General features: G+C 43.6%; 21 protein-coding genes. 9 read left to right on the forward strand and 12 right to left on the reverse strand.

Annotated features, from left to right (window positions below):
- Nucleotides 1-47: 47 nt before the first annotated feature.
- Nucleotides 48-1880 carry a M1 family aminopeptidase gene (locus tag OLM56_RS09470; RefSeq protein WP_264526775.1) on the reverse strand — a complete coding sequence of 611 codons (1833 nt, stop codon included), beginning with the start codon at nt 1878-1880 and terminating at the stop codon, nt 48-50.
- Between the two features lie 221 nt (nt 1881-2101).
- Here OLM56_RS09470 and OLM56_RS09475 point away from each other — a divergent pair, with 221 nt between their 5' ends.
- The gene (locus OLM56_RS09475; RefSeq protein WP_264526776.1) at nt 2102-2596 is read left to right on the forward strand and encodes a hypothetical protein; all 495 of its coding nucleotides are present in this window, start codon (nt 2102-2104) and stop codon (nt 2594-2596) included.
- Between the two features lie 97 nt (nt 2597-2693).
- Here the strand turns inward: OLM56_RS09475 and OLM56_RS09480 are convergent, their stop codons facing one another.
- The 8 genes from OLM56_RS09480 to OLM56_RS09515 form a co-directional block, all read right to left on the reverse strand.
- Nucleotides 2694-3467 (reverse strand): T9SS type A sorting domain-containing protein, encoded by a 774-nt coding sequence (locus tag OLM56_RS09480; RefSeq protein WP_121377326.1) that lies wholly within the window; start codon nt 3465-3467, stop codon nt 2694-2696.
- 6 nt (nt 3468-3473) lie between these two features.
- Entirely contained in the window at nt 3474-3998 is a 525-nt protein-coding gene (locus OLM56_RS09485) for an ankyrin repeat domain-containing protein (protein ID WP_264526777.1), read from the reverse strand.
- 3 nt (nt 3999-4001) lie between these two features.
- Nucleotides 4002-4559 carry a YceI family protein gene (locus OLM56_RS09490; RefSeq protein WP_319800559.1) on the reverse strand — a complete coding sequence of 186 codons (558 nt, stop codon included), beginning with the start codon at nt 4557-4559 and terminating at the stop codon, nt 4002-4004.
- An 18-nt stretch (nt 4560-4577) separates the two neighbouring features.
- Nucleotides 4578-4934, reverse strand: coding sequence for a cytochrome c (locus tag OLM56_RS09495; RefSeq protein ID WP_264526778.1), 357 nt, complete (start codon nt 4932-4934; stop codon nt 4578-4580).
- A gap of 10 nt (nt 4935-4944) precedes the next feature.
- Nucleotides 4945-5793, reverse strand: a complete 849-nt coding sequence (locus OLM56_RS09500; protein WP_264526779.1) for a DUF5777 family beta-barrel protein — start codon at nt 5791-5793, stop codon at nt 4945-4947.
- A gap of 8 nt (nt 5794-5801) precedes the next feature.
- Nucleotides 5802-6197: an OB-fold protein gene (locus OLM56_RS09505; RefSeq protein WP_121377323.1), complete on the reverse strand. Its 396-nt coding sequence runs from the start codon at nt 6195-6197 to the stop codon at nt 5802-5804.
- A 162-nt stretch (nt 6198-6359) separates the two neighbouring features.
- Nucleotides 6360-7970, reverse strand: coding sequence for a tetratricopeptide repeat protein (locus OLM56_RS09510; RefSeq protein ID WP_264526780.1), 1611 nt, complete (start codon nt 7968-7970; stop codon nt 6360-6362).
- 99 nt (nt 7971-8069) lie between these two features.
- Nucleotides 8070-8969: a helix-turn-helix transcriptional regulator gene (locus OLM56_RS09515; protein WP_264526781.1), complete on the reverse strand. Its 900-nt coding sequence runs from the start codon at nt 8967-8969 to the stop codon at nt 8070-8072.
- A gap of 160 nt (nt 8970-9129) precedes the next feature.
- Here OLM56_RS09515 and OLM56_RS09520 point away from each other — a divergent pair, with 160 nt between their 5' ends.
- Both OLM56_RS09520 and OLM56_RS09525 read left to right on the forward strand, forming a co-directional pair.
- A complete protein-coding gene (locus OLM56_RS09520; RefSeq protein ID WP_264526782.1) occupies nt 9130-9537 on the forward strand; it encodes a DoxX family protein in 408 nt (135 codons plus the stop codon).
- Between the two features lie 67 nt (nt 9538-9604).
- Nucleotides 9605-10273: a hypothetical protein gene (locus tag OLM56_RS09525; RefSeq protein WP_264526783.1), complete on the forward strand. Its 669-nt coding sequence runs from the start codon at nt 9605-9607 to the stop codon at nt 10271-10273.
- Here the strand turns inward: OLM56_RS09525 and OLM56_RS09530 are convergent, their stop codons facing one another.
- On the reverse strand, nt 10274-10813 hold the full coding sequence (locus OLM56_RS09530) for a MepB family protein (protein WP_264526784.1): 540 nt from the start codon (nt 10811-10813) through the stop codon (nt 10274-10276).
- A gap of 11 nt (nt 10814-10824) precedes the next feature.
- Entirely contained in the window at nt 10825-12210 is a 1386-nt protein-coding gene (locus tag OLM56_RS09535; RefSeq protein WP_264526785.1) for a hypothetical protein, read from the reverse strand.
- A 194-nt stretch (nt 12211-12404) separates the two neighbouring features.
- On the opposite strand from OLM56_RS09535, the gene OLM56_RS09540 reads away from it, so the two are divergent.
- Together OLM56_RS09540 and OLM56_RS09545 are read left to right on the forward strand one after the other, a co-directional pair.
- Complete coding sequence (locus OLM56_RS09540) at nt 12405-12845, forward strand: hypothetical protein (protein WP_264526786.1); 441 nt, start codon at nt 12405-12407, stop codon at nt 12843-12845.
- Nucleotides 12846-12854: 9 nt separating this feature from the next.
- Complete coding sequence (locus OLM56_RS09545) at nt 12855-13190, forward strand: hypothetical protein (protein ID WP_121377315.1); 336 nt, start codon at nt 12855-12857, stop codon at nt 13188-13190.
- A 344-nt stretch (nt 13191-13534) separates the two neighbouring features.
- On the opposite strand, the gene OLM56_RS09550 is transcribed toward OLM56_RS09545, so the two are convergent.
- The gene (locus OLM56_RS09550) at nt 13535-13867 is read right to left on the reverse strand and encodes a DMT family transporter (protein WP_121377314.1); all 333 of its coding nucleotides are present in this window, start codon (nt 13865-13867) and stop codon (nt 13535-13537) included.
- Nucleotides 13868-14033: 166 nt separating this feature from the next.
- On the opposite strand from OLM56_RS09550, the gene OLM56_RS09555 reads away from it, so the two are divergent.
- From OLM56_RS09555 to OLM56_RS09570, 4 genes are all read left to right on the forward strand, one after another.
- Nucleotides 14034-14504: a hypothetical protein gene (locus OLM56_RS09555; RefSeq protein ID WP_264526787.1), complete on the forward strand. Its 471-nt coding sequence runs from the start codon at nt 14034-14036 to the stop codon at nt 14502-14504.
- 117 nt (nt 14505-14621) lie between these two features.
- The gene (locus OLM56_RS09560) at nt 14622-15296 is read left to right on the forward strand and encodes a response regulator transcription factor (protein ID WP_121377312.1); all 675 of its coding nucleotides are present in this window, start codon (nt 14622-14624) and stop codon (nt 15294-15296) included.
- A gap of 3 nt (nt 15297-15299) precedes the next feature.
- Nucleotides 15300-16622: a sensor histidine kinase gene (locus OLM56_RS09565; protein ID WP_264526788.1), complete on the forward strand. Its 1323-nt coding sequence runs from the start codon at nt 15300-15302 to the stop codon at nt 16620-16622.
- Nucleotides 16623-16739: 117 nt separating this feature from the next.
- A complete protein-coding gene (locus OLM56_RS09570; protein WP_121377311.1) occupies nt 16740-16925 on the forward strand; it encodes a hypothetical protein in 186 nt (61 codons plus the stop codon).
- Nucleotides 16926-16957 lie beyond the last annotated feature (32 nt).

Consider the following 16957-nt stretch of genomic DNA (forward strand, 5'->3'; position numbering starts at 1 on the left):
GTATACTGCTGCCCTTGCTGATCGTGCGATGAGCAGAAAGGAAATACTTATTCTATAATCTTGATGAGGAGTTTGTTGTTGGGGTCTAGCTGCGCCTGCTTGGCACCTCCGAACTTGGCACCCGACAGCTTGAAACGGTGCTGCTTGTCTTTGATTGGGAAGGAACCGAGCGTCTTGGTACCGTCACCCAACGTAAATTCTACTTCGAGCAGGAACGGCAATACGTCGCCTTCTTGACTGATGATCAGCGCTCCGTCTTTTAGGGCATATTTTACATGAGGTACCTGCTTGCTCTTGAGCCAAGGCTCTAGGAACGGCTGTACTTTTTTGCCAGTCGTCTTCGTCAGCTTGTCCATAAAATGCTGTATGGTCATGGGCTCGTCGGACTGCATGAAAGATTTCAATCCTTTTTCAAAATCTTCTTTACCAATCAGCTGCTCGAGCATATAGAATACCCAAGTGCCCTTGTAATAAGAGACGCCGCTGTTGGCGGTATCTTCCCAAAGCGAGGCTTTGGTATCATAGTCACCAGAAAAATATTGGTTTTTATAGCTTGCTAAGTAGGCAGCAAAGATGGCATCGCCGTATTGTTTTTCAAGGAAATAGCGTTCGGCATAGGATGCCCAGCCTTCGGAAAGGAAATTAGTGGCGGGGCCTATGGGCGTCGTCCAGGCATGGGCTACTTCATGGGCAAACGGAGCGCGGGGAGAAGGCTTGTCTTTGATAAGGTCGCTGCCTTGCTTGGCGGCCACGATCATGTCGTTGCTTCGGTTGAGCCAGCCATTGGAAGCGTTGGAACGGTCTTGTACTATAGATAGGTAGCGGCCTCTCGGACTTCCGAATTTTTCAGACAGCAGGTCGTAGACTTCTAGGAAATTCTTGTGCAGATTGTCCGGCAACGGCTTGAAATCGGCATCGCAGAAGATTTCCATCTGGTAGTCGTTCTTTTTGTAGCGGTACGCTTTCCATTTCTTGTCGTAATAGAGCGAAAGGGCAAATGTAGGGCTGGCCGTCTTGGCCGTAATGATTTTGTTGTCGCCTGTTATGGTTTCCTGCTGCGGCAGGCTAGAGGCCAGCTGATAGGCCGATGGAATCTGCAGGCGTATTGAGAAACTGGCTTGGTCGTTCGGGCTCGAGAAGCTAAAGAAAGGATGCCAGTAGAATTGGTTCCTCACATGGCCATAAGTGTCGTCGAAATAGCCAGATTCCTTGTCTTTTTCAAGCTTGTCTACGGTAAGAGAATAAGTGAGCGTAAGCCGCTGTTCGGCACTGCTTTTAGTGTTGATCCACAGAATACCGCCGCCAAACAGATAGTCGGCGTCTTTGCCGTCAAGCTGTAGTGCCGTTATCTTGGCTTTATGGTTTAGAGCCACCAGAAAACCGAAGGATTCTTGGGTAAGGATACGCAGCGTATCGCTTACGGTAAGGCTGCTGGATGCTGGATCGATGGAAGCGCCCAGTACATGAGAATATAACCGGTTCTTGCGGTCTATCGGCAGCTTTTCGGCTATGGTCCATTTGCCTTCGCTGTATTTGAAACGGTAGATGCCGGAGTAGAGTCCGGAGTAATAGGTATCGTCTCCAGAATTGCCCATGATCAGGGTACCGGTCATCAATACGAGCGCACTTTTTTTGTCGCTTTCGAGAATCTTTGTGGGGCCTGACTTGCGGATTACCTTTGTCTTGCTCTTGCTTATATCTAAAAGGAGTTCTTGCTGTTCGGACAGCGGGAAACAGGCCTTGATTTCGTCTTCGGTTCCGGCTTCAAAAGCCTTGGTACAGCGGAGTATGGCAAAATCGAGATCGGTTACGGGAACTTGTGCGAGCACGCGGCTGCTGGAAATAACCAATAATAAAAGGGCCAATCGGAATGCTTTCATGGATCGTATCTGTTATGTGTTTTGACGTGCCATCGGCAACGCCTTGGTTTCTATCGGGCAAGGGGGGACAGCGCTTCTGCGCCGCATGCATAAGACAAAAATGCAAATTTTATCTCAAATCTCTTACAGAAAGAGGTTAAAAATTAGCAGTTTTTTTGATGCTCCTAGGATTATTTTGTTTTGTCGGTAATTTGTATATTCGGCAAATAATAAATTCATTCATGGATGCAGATTCAATCCTAACTCTTTTTTCCCTATTTTTTGGTTTTTCATATGTGTTCTTTATGCTTTATGGGAGAAATCGAAATCCGCTGACATACAGGTATAACGAATTGCTTACGAAAGACAAAAGGAATAAGCATTTTATTATCGCTTTACTATTTTCAGTTTTAGGAGCTTTTCGTTTAGATAGCTTAACTTTGGAAACCTATTATTTTTCGCCGATTCTTTTTATACTATCATTCTATTTTTTCAATACTATTATTTTTAGTCTTTATAAGCGCCCTATTCTGATTGAAGTTGGGGGCACTTCTCCATTAGTAAATAAAAAAGCAAGATTCTTGGATAGGTTTTTCGGACTTTTGATTTTATGCATTTCCCTTGTCACTCCATTAGCAATGAAATACACTAAATTTGACGAAATAAACAGCCATAGAAAAAGAATAAAAATGACAGCTATAATTCTCGAAAAACAAGAGAAGATGTGTTTTTGTTGAATATTATCAAAAATCATTTGTCCTGATATCTAAAATAAAAAGAGCGGCTATAACCAATAGCCGCTCTTTCCGTCATGAACCTAAACAAAAAGCAAATTTACTTTTTCACGAGTCTTTCGATAGTGATTTCATTGTTAGAGGTCTCGATTTCCACAAAATACAGTCCAGACTGCAATGAGGAAATGTCAAGCATTTCTTTGCGGTTTGCGAAACGTGCCGCTAGTTTTCCAGTGGCATCATAAATCACGACCGACTTGATGTCGTCTTCTGTTCGGATGGAGAACTGGCTTGAGGAAGGATTCGGATAGATTGCTATTTTTTTAGCAGCTTCTACTTCACCGACACCCAAAGCAGGGCTCAACGGCACATCCGTCTGGTAACCTCTGTTGCCTGCGCCATGGTAGGCCAGCGAAAAGCTAGCAGTTCCCATTTTGGCAAAGGCAAAGTCGATAGACGAATTGGCATATACAAAAGCATAGTCGCTAGAACTTGCCGTGTCGAAAGCTCTTGTAGCTACGATCGTGCGTGTTCCTGTAGCAACTGTGTTAGACGTTACCGTCCAGTTGTTTGTGTCTGCTGATGGAGCAGTACCCACACCGTTATGGACAGCATCTACAAGCGTTGTTCCGTTGTAATACACTACATCCTGTCCGGATTCCATTCCTTGTCCTTCAGCAAAAGAACCAAACTGCAATGCAAACCAGCGATCCGATGGGCCAGTTAGCGTTAAGGTTGCTGTAGAGTTCGTGCTGTTCAGGTCGAGCTTGGCCGTCATTCCCGAAAGCAGGTTGACCGTTCCCGTTGTTTTTGTCTGGGCTTGTGCGGCGAAGGCGAAAAGTCCCAGCGATAATAAGAGTAATCTTTTTTTCATAGTTTCTTAGTTTTTGAAAAGGTTAATAATGTCTTGGTTCCTTGTGTCTACGGCATATTCGAAGGGTGCCTTTCCCTGTTTGTCTTTCTGTGTTTTGTCGGCCTTATGGCGCAGCAGCAGCTCGATGAGTTCCTTGTTTTTGAATTGTATCGCATAGAGCAGGGGCGTCATTCCGCCTGCATCGGCAATGTTGGGGTCGGCATTCTTTTTCAATAGCGCTTCGGCCAGCTTGATGTTTCCTTTTACGACTACTGCCGCTAAGGCCGTGCCGCTGGAGCTGCTGTAATTGATGTTCTTGGCATTTTCGACCAAATATTCGGCTACGGGCAAGTTGCCTCTGTAGCAGGCCAATATCAGCGGCGTAAAGCCCATAGTATTGTTTTTGTTGATGGTGTCTGGGTTTTTGGATACCAGGGCTTTCATTTCTTCAACGGTGCCGTAACGGGCCGTATCAAAAACGTCTTTCGGGCCTTTGTTCTGTGCGATAGCTGTTGTGGCTACGAACAGCAAGAGTAGGAGTGTCTTTTTCATGTCTTATTGCTTGTTGAGTACGAAATTATAGTCTACGGCAATGTCATTTGCCACTTTCTTGCTGACGATTTTGGGTATCTCGATCGCAAAATCTTCGGGTTTTACCATAAAGCTGCCTGTAATCTTATAGCTGGCTCCGGATTTCGAAATCTTGGCCGTGCTCGATACTTTTTTGGTCTTGCCATGTAATGTGAGTTCTCCCGTGATGGTGAAAGCTTTTTCTGCTGTCGTAACTTTGGAAGCGTCAAAGCCTTCTATTTTTCCTTTAAACGAAGCTTTCGGGTATTTATCGGACTCGACATAGTTTTCATTAAAATGTTCTTCCATCAAGGCCAGCTTGAAGCGGAAGCCTTTCATGAGCGTAAGCGCGGCAAAGTCTCCTGTGGCAGTTTCTAAAACGGCCGAGGTACTTTTGTTTTCTGCGGCTACTTCTTCAAATGAAGGAACTGAAGCTTCGAATTTTACGCTTCCCGTCTTCGTAATGTATTTCTGCGCGTTTGCAGACAGGGCTCCCAAAAGGAGCGGTATCCATAACAGCAGTCTTGTTTTTTGCAGTATCATAATTTTCTTTTTTATCGATTAGTTTTCTAACAGTCCGTCGGCTCTCCATTGCAGGAGCAGGTTGATCTTGTCTTGCGGCATCCTTCCGGTCTGCGGCATCTGGCCAGGTTCTCCATTCTGCCGCTGTATCCTGTCGAGCAGGTTGGTGTTCTGTACGGCATCCTTGACTTCCAAATAGGTCGTAAGCGGTCGGAAAGAAGCCGCTCCTCCAGCGGAATGACAGCGGATGCAGTTGGCGTCGACGATGGCTTTTGCAGTGTTGGCATAGGTGACAGGCCCGTCGATTACGGTCGGTTCTTCCAGTTCTTCATAGGTACCGGAGTCACAGCTGCTGCATATCAGGGCAAAAAGGAATAGTGCTAGTATTTTTTTCATGAGTGGCATATTAAAAAACACGGTATAAGTTAAATCCGAAGAAAAAGTCGCCCTTTCCCCAATCGCCAGCGGCACCTGTTAGATAGCCGCTTTCGGTCATCGACTGCGAGTTCGTGAACAGCAGCTGGAAGATATGGCCGCCTGTTTCTACATCGAGTCCTACCGACAGCGGATTGTTGTAAAAGCTCGGCTTGTCGAAATTATAGGCATATTCGAGGTTAACGGAAAGCCTTTTGGTGAGCTTCATCCTGCCGCCGTAGCCCATGGCAAACTGGTTGTCGTTTTCTATGGCAGGATTGTAGAGGTTCTTGTGGATGAAAGAAGGCACGAGTTCCAGCGAAAGCCTTTCAGACAGCTTTCGGGAAACAATCAGCTGGGAAACATAGGTCAGCCTGTCTGAAAATTCGATCTTAGGATAGTCGTCTTTTTTGAGCTGGCTGTTGATATCGAGCGTATTGTAGCCTACAATTTCAAACGGAAAGGCATCGCTCTGCCTTGCCAACCTGTATTTTACCGAAGCTTCGTATACTTTGGAAAGCGTATGTCTTGAGCCGCTGACGGAAAGCCAGTCGGTCAAGCCGTAAATACCGCCGATTTTGGTAGTAGCATCGTCAAATCCGAAAAACTCGGAAATACCGCCTTTTACGGTTCCGAATCGGTGCGACACGACAAAGTAGAATTCTTTCTTGGCGGGCATCTTGGTAGACTGCATTGTGATAACCTGTAATCCTTTGAAGGCGGCCGTTGCATAGGTATCTTGCACTTGTGTGGAATCGAGTTGAGACAGCAGGTCTTCTTGCGCGCTTGCAGAAGCGGCAAATAGAAAGAAACAGGCCAACTGCAATAGGATCTTTTTCATGGGTGGTATTATTGTATTAGAGTGCATTGGTCTAGTTTTACTTCTTCCATCAGCTCGTCAAAGCCGATGCATCTTCCTTTAAGTGTCACTTTTGCGCCTACGATATTTTCGCTCAGCATCTTGCCGAAAGTGCAGGTTATGCCGGAGTCGAGGGTGAGGAGCGAGTCGGAAACCTGCGTGACTTTGCCGCTGACCTCGATGGTCTTGTTCAGATAGCTTTGGTCAGAAGCCGAAAGGTCACGTTTGTAGGCATCAAGAAGCTGTGAGGCGGCAAGGCGGTGCGCCGCTTCTTCTTTTTCGATGTTTCGGGCTTCCTTATATAGGACGCCGTTGTAGAGATAGGCAGCTCCGCAAAAAAGCAATAAGGCTATTGCGGCTGTCCATTGTACTTTTTTTCTGTTCATGATTTTGTGTGCGCTTTTGGGTAATTCCGGAGTTTATCTGGAAGTCCAAAATTTCATACTCAAAATTAGCAGATACGAGCATAAGCCCCGAAAAAAGCAGGTAGACAAAAGGTAGACAAGCAGTGATAATGCAGTAGATAGATGGTAGACAAGGGCCTTGTTTTATACTGAAAGTATAAAGCTGGTCAGGTTTTCGTCGGCTGCAAGCTGTAATTTTTTACGCAGTCGGTAGCGGGCGGTCTTGACACTGTCGGGTGAAATGTTGAGTATGGAAGCCATCTCTTTGATGGACAGATTGAGCTTGATAAGCGCACATACTTTTAGGTCGTTGGCACTGATTTCTGGATACAGCTGTTTGAGCCTCGTATAGAAATTTTTGTTGATGCTTTCGAAATACAGATTGAAGTCATCCCAGCTGTTGTTCTGTTCAAAATGGCGGTTAACCATCTTGACAAGCTGCTGTTCCGACAGCGGCTGCTGTTTTTCTATGGCAGTCTTGATGTCGCTGAGGAGCTCGTTTTTCTGCAGCATCTGCAGGGTGACGGCACTGAGCTGGCTTTCTTTATGATCGAGGTCGTTCTGAAAGCGTATTTCTTCGAGTTCTCTTTGTTTTTCAAGGGCTTCCAGCAGGGCTTCTTTGGTCTTGAGCAGGTTCCTGTCGCGCTTGTTTCTGTTCTTGAGGTAGAAGTATCCGGTCACGAGTGCCGTGAGGAGCACGATGATGCACACGGCCAGCAGGTAGTTGGTGAGTCGGGCGACTTCCTTTTCTTTGGAGACAAGGGCCAGCTTTCTGTTTTTCTCGGCTACTTCAAATTGTACTTCGAGGCTTTTGACAATCTTTTCTCTTTCGAGCGAATGCAATTGGTCTTTGAGGAAAATCAGTCGGGTCTGCAGGCGCGACGTCTCAAAGTAGTTTTTTTCTTTTTCATAATAGCTGATAAGCGTCTCGACGGTCATGATTTCAAACAGCTTGTCCGACAGCGCGGCGGCTATCTGGTTGGCCTTTTGGAACTGCTGTAAGGCTTCATTCTTGCTTTTATGGGCCAAGTGCCATTTTCCTATAGCGAGCAGGGCAGAAACCTGAGCTTGCTTGTTTTCGGTAGTGTTGGCAATGGCGAGTGCCTTCTGGAAATAATCGAGTCCGTTTTGGTCGTTGTGTCTTTCGAGCTCGCTTCTACCGATGTTGATATAGGCGTTGGGCAAATAGGCTTGGTTGCCTGATTTCTCAAAGTCTTTTAGCGCCAGCGCATAAAAATAGGTAGCCGAATCCTGCAACTGCTGCTGTTCGTATAAAGAGCCGAGGCTGGAATAGGCAAGGCCGAGGGTGCCGCTCTTGTCTTCGTGGCTTTCTAGTATACTGATTACCTCGCGGCTGATGGGCTTGGCCTGTGCGTATTTTTTCTGTCGACTGTAAATGGTACTGATGAGCTGCAGGCATTTGCTGCGTCCGATCTGGCCCAAGTCGGGATTGCTTTTTTCTAAGCGGGTATAAATCTTGAGCGACTGAAAAGCATAGTCGAGTCCTTTTTCATAGCTGGAACCGAAAGAGCAGATGCCGAGGTAAAGCAGGGATTCGGCCGTATCGATCTCGTTCTTGTCTTTTTTTGCTTTTTCGTAGGAAAGGAAGAAATACCGAAAAGCTTCGTCGTCATGGTCTTTTACGAGCGCTTCCCAGCCCTTCTGCATCAGAGTATTCTGAGAAGAGGGCTGTGCCCTGCTGCCTATCGAAAGGAGCAGTAAAAGCAGGACCAAGAGCTGCCGACTGTACTTCATGGTTGTTTTTTAGGTATTGAAATGGAATCCAAAGATATAAATATTTTGATGCGGTAAAAAGGGCAGGACGAATAAGGGCTTATGCCGCACACTTTAAAGCTAGTTGCCGCTGTTTCTCCTGCGGTAATCTGAAGGAGAAAGTCCCGTATTTTTCTTAAAGGACTTCCCAAATGCGGATTGGTCGCTGAACTGCAATTCTTCGGCAATCTGGGCAATCGTCAGGGCAGGGTCGGCGAGCAGCACACGGGCCTCTATCATGACGGATTCTTCGATAAGCTCGCCTGCGGTCTTGCCGGATACTTCTTTTAGTATCTTGGTCAGGTGGCCGCTGGTTACGCAGAGCGACTCGGCATAAAACTGTACGCTGCGCTGCTGCTTGAAATGGGCATCGAGCAGTTTCAGGAAGTTGAGCGTGAGTTCTTGCTGTCTTGAGATATCGGGATTCAATCCTGTGTTTTCTTTTTTATAGCGCACGGCCACGAGGTACATGAGCAGGCTGAAGGTATGCTGTATGATTTCGCTGCTGAACGGCTCTCGTCCTCTTTCCTTGTTTTTTTGCTGCAGCAGTCGGGACAGAAAGACAAAATTGTCGCGCTCTTCGGCGTCCAGCGAAAGCTTGGGAATGGCTTTGGAAGCAAAAAACTCAAAGGCTTCGATCTCGTTCTTGCTTCGGTTGGACTGGAGTGCGAAGTCTAGTGTAAAGCTTATGGCGATTAGCTCGACGTTGCCGTCGATTTCGAGAGTATGGTTGATGGTTCTGGGCGAGATAATAAGCAGGTCACCAGGAACTGCTACATATGGAATCAGGTCGAGCTGCATTTTCACCGTTCCCGAAAGGATGAGCAGTATCGAATAGTTGTCGGACCGATAAGGGTAGGGAAAGGGAATTTCGGTTATCGCGCTGCCCATATAGACATGCAGTCCTTCGGATTGGGGCACGTCGCCCAATATTTCAAGGATATCGCTGATCGAGAGCTTTCTGATGCCTGCCTTTTCCAACTGGATTGTTTTTAGATTCGTAAAGTTAGCTATTTTCTGCCAATCGACGATAGGGCAGGCAAATCAAAAAGGCGGGTTTCAGACCAATTTTGGACGGAATGGCACGAAGGGCTATCGTTGTTTAAGGCGTACATTTAATACAGCTTAAAACTCAAGTATCATGAAATATATACCCTTAATCGGCAGGTTCCTTTTTAGCATCATCTTTATGTATTCTTCTATTGCCAAATTCTCTGACACCTTTGTCTATGAGGCTGCAGCCAAGGGCATTCCGCTGTCTTATATACTGATTCCGCTGGTCGGCATCTTTGAAATGGCGGCAGGACTCAGCATCTTGTTTGGCTTTATGGCGAAATGGGGCGCTTGGCTTATTATCATCTTCCTGCTTCCGGTCACGTTTATCATGCATGATTTTTGGACTGTGGAAGACCCGATGCTCCACGAGCTGGTACTGCTCACGTTTATGAAAAATATCTCTATTATAGGTGCTGCGCTGATGCTGGCGTATTTTGGAGCAGGTCCTTACAGTGTTGATGCCATGCGGGATGAGAGTAAAAAGGGGGCATGAATACGCTAGCGTAGTACTATTTATCAGGACTTTCTTATATTAGCTTCCTAAAAAAAAATCATTAGGAATGAAAAAATATGCCCTTATTCTTTTAGTGCTTTCGTATGCTACTATGAACAGCCAAACCATACAGCAAGTAGATTCTTTGGCTTCAAAAATGTGCGAGTCATTTAAAGAACTAAAGGAGGTCAAAGATGAAACCAAGATCATGATGGTGTTCGAGAAACATCTGCCCGCTTTTTATGAAAAGGCAAAAGTAACCTCTCAGGCGCAAGCGGATTCTTTAGTAAATCGGGTTTATTTCAGGCTTCAGCGGAATTGCCAAGCTTTCCTTGATATCTTGGCTGGCATGGAGGAGAATAAAAGTGACTGGGGCAAGCTGGCGGAAAAACCGAAGTCTAAACTTTCAAAAAAAGAAAGTGATGTTTTCTTTTCGGGGAAAAGCTTTTACTATAAAGAATACGATGGAAGCATCGTGAACGTAGCACTGTCTTCTAGCCATTGGATTGAAACTTTTGAGGATGGTACAACTTCAAACTTACTGATTCGTCCCAAAGGTAACGGTGAATTCGAATTGGAATTTCTTGAGAGCAATAATAACAAGCGGAAAAACTTTAGCGTTAAGGGCGATGTATATCGTTATGGCATCTATTCTGTAGCAGAAGGAATTTATAGCGCGTGGGTGGCTACAAAAGACAACGAGTATCATTCTTTCCGTATTTATACTCGAAAATAACTAAACTGTCAGCAACGTAATTAATTCGGATGCCCGTTCGAGGTCTGTTGTGCCGTCTTCCTTAATTTCCAAGAAATAAAACACTTGCCATTGCTGTGTCTTTTCGGCCTGTTTGCTCGTGGGTTTGTCCCATGGCGGATAGACACGGATGCCGCGTTTTCCTTCTTTAGTGCCGGAAGAGACAATCCCTTTTTCTAAGAGTATTGATTTTGGAAAGATAAACTGTCCGAAATTACCGCCGCTTCTCGCTGATATGATAATGAAATCAAAAGGGTCTGAACTGCTAAAGGGCTCGGTTATTTCTTTTGAGTTTCTTTTCCATAATGTAACAAACTGCCCGATTTTCTTGGGCGTAATCTTGGAGCTTCTGTACAGGACAGGCTTTCCGCCTAACGTAAATGTACAGGCTGCGTATTCGGCACTTTCAGCATCGGCTTTTAGGGCAGAAAGGACTAATCCGATGTTGTCATACACGAGCTCTCTAGCTACAGCCAGGTCTTTAAAAGTGCTTTCTAAAGAGGGTGAAGGGGCTTTCGCCATAGCGTTCTGTCTTATTGTTTTTGCACCGCCAATTTTTCGATAAGCTTTTCCGTCGGCGTGTTTATCTGATTGATAATAAAGAGCTGTGTCTTGTCTTCTAGCTGGATGTTATAGGTAAACTCTTTGTCTTTTTTGTACTTCCAGTTTTTGAGTTCCGGAAATTTGCGCTTTATGAGTTCCAGCTTGGCGGCGTGGTCTTTTGAGACGATGATTATTTTGGTCATCGGCACGGCTTTCATCTTTTCGATGCTGTTTTCTGTCACCTGATCTTCTTCTTCGGTCATAGAACGGCGCTTGTATTGCTGCCTGATGGTCCTAAAGTCTTCTTTGTTATCGGAAATCATATACCTAAAGCACATGATGTTGTCCATCTCATTGCTCCAATTTGGGAAATTATCGTCATAGAGTTGGATATAGGCATCTACAAACTCCTTGTCCATTGCCTTTTTCTCGGTTATATACTTTAAGACCAGTGGATAGCTCTTTTTGGCCATCTCGTTGATATATTTCCAGTTGTACCATTTTCCTTCGTCCAGCGTACCGTTTAGTTTTTCCATTACATAACCATTGCCTAAAGCTGTTGCCAGTACCTCATTCAACAGCATATAAGCATAGGCGCTGTTTTTGGAAGGGTTCTGTTTGAAAGAAGCATACAGTTGTTTTTTAAGCGCTAGCGGCTGCTCGTCATAAACGATATGGTAGATTTCGTGCAGCATCACGCTGAATAGCGACACATGGTCGGTGAGATCGGTCTGCACGGCACTGACAAAATTGTTATAAAAAGCCTGTGCGGTAAAGCCTTCTGAATTTGGCAGCGGATAAAAAGCCACCTCAAAAGGAATAGAACTGTCCCAGCTCGAACCGTAAAAGGCAAGTCCCGTCTCAAAATAACTGCTGATGTTGTGGGCACGGCTGTATTCTTGTATGTCGGCCAGCTGTTTCTCGAATTCCTTCTTATTGGGTTCGTAGATCAGCTCTCGATAGATAGGCGTAAATTCTGAAATGATGTCTGCCAGCCGAATCAACGGCTTGTTGGTGACGAGTCCGGCAGAGCGATTTTTGAATTCTTTTAGGTTGTCTGTCGCAATCAGGTTCTTTTTCAGGAATTCCGTTGTCATGCCTGGTATTTTTGAACCGTATGGATATTCCGAAAAATGGTAGGTATAATCGATGGCTAACGTGTCCATCTCAGCAATCAGCTTTTGGTATTTTTCGGTATTGTACTTGGATTTTGAGAACTCGGTCTTAAACGGGTTGTCGCGACGGTCGGGATGAATCTCCTGTACAAACACAAAAACAGCCAATTGTTCTGAGAATCGGATGTTGAACACAGGCTTTTGAGCAAATGCTGCGGCTGTAAAAAAACAAAGCCATAAAAAGAGGAATCGATATGCCATATTTTGTAGTTTATTTCTATCATAAAACGATGCCAAGATACGTATTTCGTAATAGAAAATGTAGCGAAAAGAGGTTGTTTTGTGTTTATGGAACTTTTCAAGAATCACTTATTTCAGCAAATTAGGTTTAAAAAGAATTTTATTGCTGAAAGAATCTACTTCTTAATTAAATTTGGAGTAGTTAAAGATAAAGAATGAAAAAAATAGGGTTTATTGTGACGGTTTTATTTTGCCTGTTTATGATTAGCTGCATGGATTATACAGACAAAGAAGGATTAATTGTTTATAATGGTACTGATAGCGAAATTTATAGCATCCTATCTAATTCTGATAAGATATCAGATTCTGATTATTTTGCTAGTTATAGATATGATAAAACAGTTTCGGCTTTTAATATAATGGAAATAGCACCAGATAAAGAGCAAAAAAATAAAGACAGGCCTGTGTATTGGGACAGTTTCTTTGCTTCTTCCAAGGATAAAAAGGCAAGGTTATTTATTATTTCAAAAGATAGCGTAGATAAGTATGGGTGGGCAACAATAGTAAAACTAAAGAATAGGGTTTATGATAAAAAATATCTTTTGACTAAACAAGATTTGGAAAAAGCTGAGTGGAAGATTGTATACAAAAAATGATATTCTAAGATGACAATAAAGAAACTACTACGATTTTATCCTGTGATAGTAATATTTGGGATATTTATTTACTTCCATTTGGTTGGTAAAAAGAATAATGAGAAATTTTATAAGTCAAAAGTCAATTCCTTAATAGTAGAACGAAATAATTGGCAAGTGAGGGCTACAGCATTTTATTTGTCAAATGGTTTAAAAATTGATTCTAGCAGTTTAGCAGAATTTGATTTGAAACTAGGCGATTCTATTGTAAAACAAAAAAACACGCATTTATTTAAGGTATATAGAAGAGAAAACTCTAGAGAAGGATATTATTTTTTATCGGAATATGATAATAATAGATATTGATTTAAAAAAGATTGATTCATAACTTACTATTGCTGCTTAAAGTTTCCTTGAAACACTCACAAATGACGTTCTATCACCCGCCGATGGCGTTCCGAACCCCGCGCGTGACGTTCGCAACGCCATGAACGGGGTTCCGAACGCCAAATTTGGCGTTCCAAACGTGAAAAATGGCGTCTACCAACGTCAAAATTGGCGCTTCGAACGCCAATTTTGACGTCCAGAACGCCATCGGCGGGTGATAGAACGTCACGCGCGCCTGTTGGACATCCGTTAACTGGTGGAATTAGCCTCGCCAATGGTGTCTTGATAGGAAATAATTGGGGCTATGCTCGCAATGCCGCAGTCTAATGCGCCGATGTCTTAGAAAAAACATTGATGACCACCACACCGGCTATGATCAGCAGCAGTCCGATTATAGCAGGTAGGTCCGGAACCTGCTTGAACATAACAATACCCACCAACGTTACGAGAACAATCCCAATGCCCGACCAGATCGCATAAGCAATGCCTACCGGAATCGACCTCAGCGTAAGGCTCAAGAGATAAAATGCGGCAATATAGCCGATAATCGTGATAAGGCTCGGAACCAGCTTCGTGAATTGTTCCGAAGCTTTGAGAGAAGAAGTGGCTATCGTTTCAAAGACAATAGCGAGCAGCAAAAAAAGATAGTTTTTCATGTGATAAGTAAGTAATAAGGCTGTTCTGCTAAAATACGACTTCAAATAGCAGGTTTGTTTTTTGAGAAGTTAAATCTGGCCAAATAAATAGCAACTTTTTTGATTCTTCATTTGCTCTTCATTTTCAGATTGTAACTTCGTTCTGTATTTATTAAAAAGCAAAACCATGAAAAAAATAATTCTATCAGCGCTATTGCTTGCCTCAATCAGCTTTTATGGGCAAGCCGATACCAAAAGCCAAAAATATGTTCCTCCAATCGAGGCTAGAATTGCTTTTGAAAAAGAATTTCCGAAGTCGGTTCCAGAATGGAGAAACGAATATGGAGACGGAGACGATGATGAAGAACTTTTTGTAGCCGAGTTTACGATGCAGGGCGCTAAAGTATCGGCCTATTATAACTTAAGAGGAGAAATGCAGGTGCTTAAGCATGGTATAGCGCCCAACCAATTGCCGCTTGCCACTATAAGCTACCTGAAAAAAAACTATCCAGCTTATAAGATTGCTGAAGCCGTTAAAGTGCGAAACGATAAAAACGAATATACTTATGAAGTGGGACTTGAAAACAGTTCCCGATTTTATGATGCTGTTTTTGATGGTGCTGGCGACTTCCTGCAGCTGGTGGAAAAAGATCGTTGATTGGCTATGTTTTTTTGATTGCAGCTTCTCCTAAACACAAAACACTATAGTTTAGGAGAAGTTTTTCTTTTTTGATAGCCTCAGAAACACTATTTTTAAACTGTCAAACACTTTCCTATGAATATCCTGATTGTTGAAGATACGAAAGAACTAGCCGTTGAGCTGATCGATTATCTTTCCAAGAGCGGCTATATCTGTAAATGGGCCGCTACCTGCGAAAGCGCTCTGGAAGAAGCAGAAGTCAACCAATACGATGCCATGCTGCTGGACTTGGGCTTGCCCGACGGAAGCGGATTCGACGTATTGAAAAGCGTGCGGAAAGCAAAATCTAAGATGGCCGTGATTGTCATTACGGCACGGGGCGAACTCGACGATAAAATCAACGGGTTGGAACTGGGTGCCGACGACTATCTTACCAAGCCTTTTGCGTTGACCGAGCTGGGCGCGCGTTTGTATGCCGTTATCCGCCGCATTCATGGGTTTGCCGTGAATGAGTTGGACGTGCACGGATTCAAGATTCAATTGCAGGATTATAAGGTAAGCTTTAAGGAAAATCCGATTGCATTGACCAAAAAAGAATTTGATATCTTTCAATACTTAGTTCTCAACAAAAACAGGGTCATTACACGCTTGCAGCTCACGGAACATGTCTGGGGCGATGTGCTGGAAGTCAGTTCCGATTCTAATTTTATAGACGTGCATGTGCGCAACCTCCGCAAGAAGCTCGACAAGCATGCTTCGATAGAGTGGTTTGAAACGGTGCGGAATGTGGGCTATCGAATTATAAGCTAACGCATGAAGCTAAAACATAAAATATCGATCTTTAGCGCTGTCATCCGCCTGCTTCTGCTGGCGATCATGTGGTTCACCTTGTCTTTTGTGATCAAGAAAGTAGCCTACAAGAACATCGAAAGCTCGATGATCGAAAAACGGGACAAGTTTGTCAAGAACCTGAATACTTCCGAAATCAATGCTTTTATAGAACGCAACGACAGTACGGAGCTGTATGTAAGCTTTTCGAACCTCCACAGCGAGTTTCTGCAATTGTACCGTTCTAAAGCTAAAGCCGAAAAACAAAAAGACTATTTTGTAGATGAGCCTCGAGTCGTAGAAAAAGAACAGAACGAGTATCGCGTACTGTACCATCATTTTACGTATAAGAATACCGATTATGTCCTTGAAATAGGAGAGCGGCTGAGCGAGGTAAACGAACTGTTAGAAAAGTTTCATCTGGTAATCTTGCTGCTGCTTACGGTAACGCTTATCCTTTCGCATTTTGCCCAATCGTTCTTTATCGATTATCTGTTGCGACCTTTCCAGAAGATTATCGACAAGAAGATCAATCTGATCAATGAGCCTGAATTGTTCGACCATTCTAAAGTGCATACGACTACTTCGGATTTTATATTGCTGGACAATGGACTGAATGAAATGATGAACCGCATCCAGGAACAGTTTAAAAAAGAAAAACAGTTTATTGCAAACGTTTCCCACGAACTGCTCACGCCAATCTCGATCCTCCAGAACCGATTGGAAAACCTGCTGAATAACGAATCGATCAATGACGAAGGGATTGACAAGATTGCTGTCTCGCTCCGAAACCTAGATACCTTAAAACGCATCATCAATAACCTATTGCTTATTTCGCGTATAGAAAACAACCAGTACTCTAATTTTGAAGCGATAGATTTCCCTATACTGATTTCAGACCTGCTTAGGGATCTAGAAGATCGGATTGAAATAAAACAGCTTCAGGTGTCTAGCACTATCCAGCATCATTTTCTGTTTGAAGGTAACAAGACCTTGCTGCACATCTTGTTTTATAACATCCTATTCAATGCCATCAAGTTTACGCCAGACGGCGGAAGCGTATCCATTTCAGATTCTTTCCAGAATGACCGCTATGCCATAGCTATTTCGGATACCGGAAAAGGAATGACCGAAGCACAGCTGTCTCAGATTTTTAACCGATTCATGAAAATTAATCTGGAAGATGAGGGACAAGGATTGGGCCTCGCCATCGTGTCAAGCATTGCCAGCCTCCACAAGATAGAAATTCAGGTAGTCTCCGAGGTTGGTATCGGAACGACCTTTACGCTTTATTTCCCGAAAAGTTAATTAAAAGTTAAACAAATTAACAGCAGCCTATCTTCATTTGTTCTTCATCTAGCGGTCCTAACTTTGACCTATAATTAAGAAACAAACAATCTTGTTTAATTTAAAAAAATAGAAATCATGAAAAAATTAATGATGTTAGCCGTTTTTGTTTTAGGAACTAGTGCTATGATGAATGCACAACAAAAAGAATCAAAAGCAGAAGTCAAAAAAGAAGTAAAACATGCTAAAAAAGCAGAAAACAAGGAAATGAAAAAAACCGAAGCAAAGGCTAAAAAAGAAGAAGCGGCTAAAACGAAAGCTTAATCGAGGACTGTCCGTCCATTCATTGCAACTGA

It is taken from the genome of Flavobacterium sp. N2550 (assembly GCF_025947265.1).
In the GTDB taxonomy this organism is placed as follows: Bacteria; Bacteroidota; Bacteroidia; order Flavobacteriales; family Flavobacteriaceae; genus Flavobacterium; species Flavobacterium endophyticum.

Coding starts and splice junctions, on each gene's coding strand:
- OLM56_RS09530 (WP_264526784.1), bottom strand. CDS start 10,813: ATGGCGAAAGCCCCTTCACCCTCTTTAGAAAGCACTTTTAAAGACCTG.
- OLM56_RS09490 (WP_319800559.1), bottom strand. CDS start 4,559: ATGATACTGCAAAAAACAAGACTGCTGTTATGGATACCGCTCCTTTTG.
- OLM56_RS09520 (WP_264526782.1), top strand. CDS start 9,130: ATGAAATATATACCCTTAATCGGCAGGTTCCTTTTTAGCATCATCTTT.
- OLM56_RS09535 (WP_264526785.1), bottom strand. CDS start 12,210: ATGGCATATCGATTCCTCTTTTTATGGCTTTGTTTTTTTACAGCCGCA.
- OLM56_RS09540 (WP_264526786.1), top strand. CDS start 12,405: ATGAAAAAAATAGGGTTTATTGTGACGGTTTTATTTTGCCTGTTTATG.
- OLM56_RS09525 (WP_264526783.1), top strand. CDS start 9,605: ATGAAAAAATATGCCCTTATTCTTTTAGTGCTTTCGTATGCTACTATG.
- OLM56_RS09570 (WP_121377311.1), top strand. CDS start 16,740: ATGAAAAAATTAATGATGTTAGCCGTTTTTGTTTTAGGAACTAGTGCT.
- OLM56_RS09550 (WP_121377314.1), bottom strand. CDS start 13,867: ATGAAAAACTATCTTTTTTTGCTGCTCGCTATTGTCTTTGAAACGATA.
- OLM56_RS09505 (WP_121377323.1), bottom strand. CDS start 6,197: ATGAACAGAAAAAAAGTACAATGGACAGCCGCAATAGCCTTATTGCTT.
- OLM56_RS09485 (WP_264526777.1), bottom strand. CDS start 3,998: ATGAAAAAGACACTCCTACTCTTGCTGTTCGTAGCCACAACAGCTATC.
- OLM56_RS09560 (WP_121377312.1), top strand. CDS start 14,622: ATGAATATCCTGATTGTTGAAGATACGAAAGAACTAGCCGTTGAGCTG.
- OLM56_RS09510 (WP_264526780.1), bottom strand. CDS start 7,970: ATGAAGTACAGTCGGCAGCTCTTGGTCCTGCTTTTACTGCTCCTTTCG.
- OLM56_RS09495 (WP_264526778.1), bottom strand. CDS start 4,934: ATGAAAAAAATACTAGCACTATTCCTTTTTGCCCTGATATGCAGCAGC.
- OLM56_RS09475 (WP_264526776.1), top strand. CDS start 2,102: ATGGATGCAGATTCAATCCTAACTCTTTTTTCCCTATTTTTTGGTTTT.
- OLM56_RS09480 (WP_121377326.1), bottom strand. CDS start 3,467: ATGAAAAAAAGATTACTCTTATTATCGCTGGGACTTTTCGCCTTCGCC.
- OLM56_RS09555 (WP_264526787.1), top strand. CDS start 14,034: ATGAAAAAAATAATTCTATCAGCGCTATTGCTTGCCTCAATCAGCTTT.
- OLM56_RS09565 (WP_264526788.1), top strand. CDS start 15,300: ATGAAGCTAAAACATAAAATATCGATCTTTAGCGCTGTCATCCGCCTG.
- OLM56_RS09470 (WP_264526775.1), bottom strand. CDS start 1,880: ATGAAAGCATTCCGATTGGCCCTTTTATTATTGGTTATTTCCAGCAGC.
- OLM56_RS09545 (WP_121377315.1), top strand. CDS start 12,855: ATGACAATAAAGAAACTACTACGATTTTATCCTGTGATAGTAATATTT.
- OLM56_RS09500 (WP_264526779.1), bottom strand. CDS start 5,793: ATGAAAAAGATCCTATTGCAGTTGGCCTGTTTCTTTCTATTTGCCGCT.